Below are 8,235 nucleotides of genomic sequence, written 5' to 3' on the forward strand. Positions count from 1 at the left end.
CCTGCTCGCGATAAGGCCAGCACATTCAGCAAATGTGCTGGCTGACACACCGCTATCGCGAGCAGGCTCACTCCTACAGGGGGGAAGCATTATTTGCCGGTGATCATCGGCAGATTCAGCCCCTGCTCTTTCGCGCAGTCGATCGCAATCTGGTAGCCGGCGTCGGCGTGGCGCATGACGCCGGTGGCCGGGTCGTTGTGCAGTACGCGGGCGATGCGCTCGGCGGCCTCATCGGTACCGTCGCAGACAATCACCATCCCCGAATGCTGCGAGAAGCCCATGCCGACACCGCCGCCATGGTGCAGCGATACCCAGGTCGCGCCGCTCGCAGTGTTCAGCAGCGCGTTGAGCAGTGGCCAGTCGGACACGGCGTCGGAACCGTCCTGCATCGATTCGGTTTCGCGGTTGGGACTGGCGACCGATCCGGAATCGAGGTGGTCGCGACCGATCACCACCGGTGCCGACAGCTCACCGCTACGCACCATTTCGTTGAAGGCCAGACCGAGCCTGGCGCGCTGGCCCAGACCGACCCAGCAGATACGTGCCGGCAGACCCTGGAAGCTGATGCGCTCGCGGGCCATGTCCAGCCAGTTGTGCAAGTGTGCGTCGTCCGGGATCAACTCTTTGACCTTGGCGTCGGTTTTGTAGATGTCCTGCGGATCACCCGACAGCGCCGCCCAACGGAACGGGCCGATGCCACGGCAGAACAGCGGACGGATGTACGCCGGCACGAAGCCCGGGAAATCGAAAGCATTTTCGACGCCCTCTTCCTGCGCCATCTGACGGATGTTGTTGCCGTAGTCGAAGGTCGGAATGCCTTGCTTCTGGAATTCCAGCATGGCTTTGACGTGCACGGCCATCGACTGCTTGGCGGCTTTGATCACAGCGGCCGGTTCGGTCTTGGCGCGGGCGCGGTATTCGTCCCAGCTCCAGCCGGCCGGCAAGTAACCGTTGAGCGGGTCGTGGGCGCTGGTCTGGTCGGTGACCATGTCCGGGCGCACGCCGCGCTTGACCAGTTCCGGGAGAATTTCGGCAGCATTACCGAGCAGAGCGATGGAGATCGCTTTGCCTTCCTTGGTGTATTTGTCGATGCGTGCCAGGGCGTCGTCGAGGTCTTTGGCTTGCTCGTCGACGTAACGGCTCTTCAGGCGGAAATCGATGCTGACCTGCTGGCATTCGATGTTCAGCGAACAGGCGCCGGCCAGGGTGGCGGCCAGCGGTTGTGCGCCGCCCATGCCACCGAGGCCCGCGGTCAGCACCCAGCGCCCCTTGAGGTCAGCGTTGTAATGCTGGCGACCGGCTTCGACGAAGGTTTCGTAGGTCCCCTGAACGATGCCCTGGCTGCCGATGTAGATCCAGCTGCCGGCGGTCATCTGGCCGTACATGGCCAGGCCTTTGGCGTCGAGTTCGTTGAAGTGTTCCCAGCTCGCCCAGTGCGGCACGAGGTTGGAGTTGGCGATCAGCACGCGCGGCGCGTTGCTATGAGTCTTGAACACGCCGACCGGTTTGCCCGATTGCACCAGCAGGGTTTCGTCGTCGTTCAGGTGGGTCAGGCTCTCGACGATCTTGTCGTAGCACTCCCAGTTCCGCGCAGCGCGGCCGATGCCACCGTAGACCACCAGCTCTTTCGGATTCTCGGCGACTTCCGGGTCGAGGTTGTTCATCAACATGCGCAGCGGCGCTTCGGTCAGCCAGCTCTTGGCGGTCAGCGTGTTACCGCGTGCGGCGCGAATCTGCACGTCACGAAACTTGTTGCTGTTCTGGGTATTGTCAGTCACGAAAAAGACTCCTCAGCGATCAATTCAAACCAACCCTGGCAGTGGGCAGCAGCCTGCGCGCTTTTCTGCGCGACAAGCGAATCAGTGGACGCTGCGGAGAGTCTCGGACGACTCATACGCATACGTCTTTACTTGTACATACAAGCATATGCAATCAAGCGGCCAACTTGTTGGAGAGGTGTTCAAGAAAAAATACGGACAGGGCTGGAGAGCGCCTGAATCAAGGGGTCACGCGTGGATGAAATATTTCGAGGGTATTAATGGAAGGGGTTGGGGAGTGTTTCGAAAGCGAGGTTTTGCGCCACGCTGGGGCGTTCGGTAACAAGTTGGTGCGAGGATGGAAACAGGAAGTGTGAATGCAACTGTGGCGAGGGAGCTTGCTCCCGCTGGGCTGCGAAGCAGCCCCAAATCGGTGTTTACCGGAATTGGGAGTCCTTCGGCCTCCAGCGGGAGCAAGGTCCCTCGCCACAGGGGGATTGTGTTCAGTTTTGGAGGAGTTCGATGACGCAGCAAGCGGCATTGGTGGCGACTTCAACCAGTCCGGCGTTACCGTCCAGTTGCAGACAATCATGGCGACCGAGTTGCGATGCGGTTTCACCGACTTGCACTTGCAGCAAGTCACTGACACTGAACACCAGCAACGTCCCCGCCGAGCTGAAAAATCGCTGCTCACCGTCCAGCCACTGCAACCGCGCGCTGTAACGTTGCGGCGCGTAGATCAGATTGAAGTCGCGAATCGCACCGCCGAGCAACGTGCAGGACACCTGACTTTCGCCGCTGAACGCATACGGGTCGAGGGGTAACAGTGGGCGGGTATCGTCACCGTCGACGCACAGGGTCATGCCGTCCCCCTGCAACACGGTGATGACTCGCTGGTAACCGGCGAACGTCGAGAACCCGCCCGACTCAGTGATGTCGGCAATCGACAGGCGCCAGCCGAAACCGTCCAGGCCAGCACCTGCATCGCGAGTGATTTCTTCGGTGCTGCCGCCGCCGTTTTTCCACGGCATGCGCGGGTAGCCTTCGGCGCGTAGGACCTTGAGTGCATTCATTTATGGAACCGCCCTTCGAGACGATGACGGGAACCCGGATGGATCAAGCGCGCCGCCGTCACTGGCTGACGCCCCGACCAGGTACGCCGACGGATCAGCAAGCACGGCTCGCCCTTTTCGATCTGCAGCAACTTGCATTCGGACGGCTCGGCGAGTATCGCTTCGACCACGTGCTCGCCTTCGGTCAGCGGCGCGACCTGGTTGAGGTAGGCGTAAGGTGTCTGCAGGGTGAAGTCCTGCTTGAGGTACTCCGGGGCGACCAGGGCGTTGACGAAGCGGTCTTCGATTTGCACCGGAATGTCGTTCTCGTAATGCACGATCAGCGAGTGGAAGACCTTCTGCCCTTCGCGCATATCCAGTGCCAGCGCACGCTCGGAGCCGGCGGCCTCTTCCTCGAGGGTGATGACCTGGCAGGTGTGGCGATGACCGCGCGAGGCGATTTCGTCGGCGATGTTGTGCACTTCGAACAGCGCGGACTGGCTCTTCGGTTCGGCGACAAAGGTGCCTACGCCTTGCATGCGCACCAGCAGGCCATCGGCGGTCATCTCGCGCAGGGCGCGGTTGATGGTCATGCGGCTGAAGCCGAGCTGGCTGACCAGTTCGCTTTCGGACGGCACGCGGTAGTGCGGCGGCCAGTTACCGCTGTCGATCTGCTGGGTGATCATCTGCTTGACGCGGGCGTACAAGGGCGCCGGACTGTCGCCCATGTTCGCGGCCAACGGAGAGACTGGAGGCGGAGTCGGCACGGTTGATCCCTGTTCATTGGATGAAAGTGACTAGCTTGCCGGAGTTTACCGGGCAGGCAAACGTCTGTATATGTATATACAAATAACACACGATGGGGTGCCGAACGATGTCCGCCTTCTTTGCCGAACGCGCACTGCTGCCTAACGGATGGGCCAACAATGTACGTCTCGAGGTCAGCGCCGATGGCCTGCTGACCCGAATCCAGGCCGATTCCACCGCAGACGGCGCCGAGCGGCTGAACGGGCCGCTGCTGCCGGGGATGCCCAATCTGCACTCCCACGCCTTCCAGCGCGCAATGGCTGGTTTGGCCGAAGTGGCCGGTAACCCCAACGACAGTTTCTGGACCTGGCGCGATCTGATGTATCGCCTCGTCGGAAAGATCAGCCCGGATCAGCTCGGCATCATCGCCCGTCAGCTGTACATCGAAATGCTCAAGGCCGGGTACACCTCGGTCGCTGAATTCCACTACGTGCACCACGACAGCAGCGGCCAGCCGTATGCCGATCCGGCCGAACTGGCCTTGCGCATCAGCCAGGCCGCCAGCGAAAGCGGTATCGGTCTGACCCTGCTGCCGGTGCTTTACAGCCATTCCGGTTTCGGTGGGCAGACGCCGAATGACGGCCAGCGCCGGTTTATCAACAGCACCGAAAACTACTTGAATCTGCACGCGCGGTTGCAGCCATTACTGGCACAGCAGAAGGCGCAATCGCTGGGCCTGTGTTTCCACTCGCTACGCGCGGTGACGCCGCAGCAGATCAGCGAAGTGCTCGCTGCCAGTGACAAGCAGATCCCGGTGCACATCCACATCGCCGAACAGCAGAAAGAAGTCGACGACTGCCTGAGCTGGAGCGGTCGGCGGCCGCTGCAATGGCTGTACGAAAATACCCAAGTCGATCAGCGCTGGTGCCTGGTCCACGCGACCCACGCCAACCCGGAAGAAGTCTCGCTGATGGCCAACAGTCGCGCGATCGCCGGGCTTTGCCTGACCACTGAAGCGAATCTGGGTGACGGAATTTTCCCGGCAGTGGATTTTCTCGCCCAGGGCGGGCGCATGGGCATCGGCTCCGACAGCCATGTGTCGCTGAGCGTGGTGGAAGAATTGCGCTGGCTGGAATATGGCCAGCGCCTGCGTGATCAGCGGCGCAATCGCTTGTACGGCGCGGACCAGCCGATGGTCGGTCGCACGTTGTACGACGCGGCGCTGGACGGCGGCGCGCAGGCGTTGGGGCAGCCGATCGGTGCGCTGGAGGTGGGCAAGCGCGCGGACTGGATCGTGCTCGATGGCAACGATCCGTATCTGGCGACAGCGTCGGGGGACGGGATTCTGAATCGCTGGCTGTTCGCCGGCGGCGATCGGCAGGTGCGCGATGTGCTGGTGAATGGTCAGTGGGTGGTACGCGATGGCCGGCATGCCGGCGAAGAGCAAAGCGCCCGAGCCTTCACCCAGGTACTGCGTGATCTTTTAGGCTGACGCAAAACAAACTGTGGGAGCGAGCCTGCTCGCGAAAACGGTGCATCAGTCAATATTCATGTCGACTGACACACCCTCTTCGCGAGCAGGCTCGCTCCCACATTTGATTTGTATCGAGACTTAATTAGAGGTCTTGGCCATCTGCCGATCCGACGCGCGCCAGATCAGTCGCGTAGTGTCGTAACCCTGCTGACGCGCCTTGCTCAGCAGTTCTTCACGCACTACACCGTTAACGGTCGGCGTGCGCGACAGTAGCCACAAGTACTTGCGACTCGGATCGCCGACGATGGCGGTCTTGTAATCGTCGCTGACGTACAACACCCAGTACTCGCCCTTCGCCACACCTGGCACCAGGCGTGAGAACCAGTTATCGAATTCGACCCAGAGCTTGTCGGTCTTGCCCGGCACTTGGGGATAAGCCGTGCCCTTGGCCTCTTCCCATTGCCAGTCCGGGGTCAGGCAGCGGTTGAGCACGCCGACGTTACCGTCCGGCTTGAGGCTGTAGTGGGCTTCGGATTGCGCGCAGTGGCGCTGGAAGTACATCGGCAAGCGTGCCAGTTCATACCAGGTGCCCTGATAACGCTTGAGGTTGACGCTGTTGACGGTTCTCGGCGCCAACGGGTCGACGCCGGAAGTGGCGCAGCCAGCCAGTACCAGGCCAGCAAAAAGGATAAGCAATAACCGCTTCATTTTTTTCTCCGTGGGCGCGAAGCCCCGGTTTACTTCAGGCCTTGGCCGGAAAACATCAGCACTTTGTCACCGGCGTATTGCACGCTGATAAAGCTGTTCTTGTCGCCCCAGGTGCAGCTGGACATACCGAGCGCGCCCGAGCAATCGGTGGGCTTGCCGAGAAGGGTTTCCACGTCGGACTTGGCCATGCCGGCCGAGAGCTTCGAGTAGTTTTCCTGATTGACCTTGCTGCATGCGGCCAACAGCACGCAAAACGACAGCAGGGCGATAGATCGCAGCGACATGGTGAAACTCCTGGAACGAGGGGGGATGGCATGGTGCCAACCAGAAGCTTAGAAGAGAAAAGTGTCATCTGGTTCCGTGAACGGATGGCTATTTATCAGCCCGCCCGTCCGGCTTTTGTCGGTAAATCAAAAACTTTGTGAAGCTGTCGAGCATTTCGTCGACTTTCCCCGCAAGCGCCTAATCTTTGGCGCGCCGCGGTCGAAATAAGAGCAGCGCAACGCTGCCGAATATGGCAAATTGCCGCCCTTTCCTGACCAGCCCCTTCGCGGTAGTTCATTCGATGACCAGAAACATGAAATTCAGCCACAAGATTTTGCTGGCTGCTGCCCTTGTGGTGGCCGTTGCGTTCGCCTGTTTCATCTTGTTCAACGACTATCGCCAGCGTCAGGCCTTGAGCAGCAGCACCGAAGCCACCATGCAGGAGCTGGGAAGCCTGACCACCAGCAACATCCAGACCTGGCTGGAAAGCCGCATTCAATTGCTGCAATCGCTGTCGCAGCAAGTCGCCGTTGACGGCAATGCCCCCGCCAGCCTCAAACGCATCATCGACCTGCCCGCCTACACCGGCAATTTCCAGCTCAGCTATTTCGGTGGCGCTGACGGCGTGATGTTTTCCGTGCCCGCCGGCAACCGCGCGCCGGATTACGATCCACGTGCGCGTGGCTGGTACAAAGCGGCGAACAGCGCGCAACAGACTATCGTCACCGAACCGTACATCGCCGCTTCGTCGGGCAAACTGGTCATCACAGTAGCGACGCCGGTGCAGCGCCAGGGCCAGATGCTCGGCGTCGCCGGTGCGGACATCGACCTGACCAGTGTCAGCGCAATCATCAACTCGCTGAACTTCGGCGGCCACGGGCACGCGTTCATCGTCAGCGCCGAAGGCAAGATCCTGATTCACCCGGACAGCAAACTGGTGCTTAAAACCCTCGCCGAGGCCTACCCGAACGGTGCGCCTCAAGTCAGTCCGGGCCTGAAAGAAGTCGAGTTTGATGGCAAGACCCAGTTGATTTCCTTCACTCGCGTCAACGGCGTGCCGTCGGCCGACTGGTACGTGGCGCTGGTGCTCGACAAAGACACCGCGTTCTCTATGCTCAGCGAATTCCGCACCTCGGCGCTGATCGCCATGGTCATCGCCGTGCTGATCATCATCGGCCTGCTCGGCATGCTCATTCGCGTGCTGATGCAGCCGCTGCTGACCATGGGCCGTGCGATGCATGACATCGCTGAAGGCGAAGGCGACCTGACCAAACGTCTGGTGATCCACGGCAACGATGAATTCGGCGCACTGGGCACTTCGTTCAACCGCTTCGTCGAGCGCATTCACACCTCGATCCGCGAAGTGTCCTCGGCCACCGGCCAGGTCAACGAAGTCGCCCTGCGCGTGGTCGCCGCCTCGAACTCCTCGATGTACAACTCCGACCAGCAGGCCAACCGTACCAACAGCGTCGCCGCCGCGATCAATCAGCTCGGCGCTGCCGCCCAGGAAATCGCACAGAACGCCGCCCTCGCCTCGCAGCATTCCAGCGATGCGCGCAGCCTTGCGGTCGACGGCCAGCAGGTTGTGGATAAAACCATTCAAGCCATGCAGCAACTGTCGGCGAAGATCAGCGATTCCTGTGGCAACATCGAAACGCTGAATAGCAACACGGTGAACATCGGCCAGATTCTCGAAGTGATCACCAGCATTTCCCAGCAGACCAATCTGCTCGCACTCAACGCCGCCATCGAAGCTGCGCGTGCCGGTGAGGCTGGGCGCGGTTTCGCCGTGGTGGCCGACGAGGTGCGCAATCTCGCGCATCGCACCCAGGACTCGGCGCAGCAAGTGCAGAAGATGATCGAAGAGCTGCAAGTCGGCGCACGCCAGGCGGTGACCATCATGACCGAGAGCCAGCGCGAGAGTGAAAGCAGCGTCGGCATCGCCAACCAGGCCGGCGAGCGTCTGGGCAGCGTGACCCAGCGCATCGGCGAAATCGATGGCATGAACCAGTCGGTGGCCACTGCGACCGAGGAACAAACGGCCGTGGTCGAATCGATCAATGTCGATATCAACGAGATCAACACGCTGAATCAGGAAGGGGTGGAGAATTTGCAGGCGACGTTGCGCGCGTGCTCGGATCTGGAGCAGCAGGCGGCACGTCTCAAGCAACTGGTTGGTAGCTTCCGTATATAAAGATCAAAAGATCGCAGCCTTCGGCAGCTCCTACAGAAT

At 60.8% G+C, this 8,235-nt stretch carries 7 protein-coding genes; 2 read left to right on the forward strand and 5 right to left on the reverse strand.

What is annotated here, in order from left to right; all coding sequences use genetic code 11:
• Nucleotides 1-89: 89 nt before the first annotated feature.
• The 3 genes from hutU to hutC form a co-directional block, all read right to left on the reverse strand.
• Nucleotides 90-1,778, reverse strand: coding sequence for a urocanate hydratase (gene hutU / locus DCO47_RS23870; RefSeq protein WP_042608662.1), 1,689 nt, complete (start codon nucleotides 1,776-1,778; stop codon nucleotides 90-92).
• A 482-nt stretch (nucleotides 1,779-2,260) separates the two neighbouring features.
• Nucleotides 2,261-2,830: a HutD family protein gene (locus DCO47_RS23880; protein WP_116659057.1), complete on the reverse strand. Its 570-nt coding sequence runs from the start codon at nucleotides 2,828-2,830 to the stop codon at nucleotides 2,261-2,263.
• Nucleotides 2,827-3,537 carry a histidine utilization repressor gene (hutC, locus tag DCO47_RS23885; RefSeq protein WP_162803449.1) on the reverse strand — a complete coding sequence of 237 codons (711 nt, stop codon included), beginning with the start codon at nucleotides 3,535-3,537 and terminating at the stop codon, nucleotides 2,827-2,829. The genes DCO47_RS23880 and hutC overlap by 4 nt, the downstream gene beginning before the upstream one ends.
• A 146-nt stretch (nucleotides 3,538-3,683) precedes the next feature.
• Here hutC and DCO47_RS23890 point away from each other — a divergent pair, with 146 nt between their 5' ends.
• Nucleotides 3,684-5,048, forward strand: coding sequence for a formimidoylglutamate deiminase (locus tag DCO47_RS23890; RefSeq protein WP_116659058.1), 1,365 nt, complete (start codon nucleotides 3,684-3,686; stop codon nucleotides 5,046-5,048).
• 120 nt (nucleotides 5,049-5,168) lie between these two features.
• Here DCO47_RS23890 and DCO47_RS23895 read toward each other — a convergent pair whose 3' ends face one another.
• Nucleotides 5,169-5,738 carry a lipocalin family protein gene (locus DCO47_RS23895; RefSeq protein WP_042608659.1) on the reverse strand — a complete coding sequence of 190 codons (570 nt, stop codon included), beginning with the start codon at nucleotides 5,736-5,738 and terminating at the stop codon, nucleotides 5,169-5,171.
• A gap of 29 nt (nucleotides 5,739-5,767) precedes the next feature.
• Entirely contained in the window at nucleotides 5,768-6,022 is a 255-nt protein-coding gene (locus DCO47_RS23900) for a lipoprotein (RefSeq protein WP_042608658.1), read from the reverse strand.
• 281 nt (nucleotides 6,023-6,303) lie between these two features.
• Between DCO47_RS23900 and DCO47_RS23905 the strand changes: the two genes are divergently transcribed.
• On the forward strand, nucleotides 6,304-8,196 hold the full coding sequence (locus tag DCO47_RS23905; RefSeq protein WP_216594664.1) for a methyl-accepting chemotaxis protein: 1,893 nt from the start codon (nucleotides 6,304-6,306) through the stop codon (nucleotides 8,194-8,196).
• Nucleotides 8,197-8,235: the final 39 nt, after the last annotated feature.

The organism is Pseudomonas sp. NDM (genome assembly GCF_003105095.1).
Taxonomy (GTDB): domain Bacteria; phylum Pseudomonadota; class Gammaproteobacteria; order Pseudomonadales; family Pseudomonadaceae; genus Aquipseudomonas; species Aquipseudomonas moraviensis_A.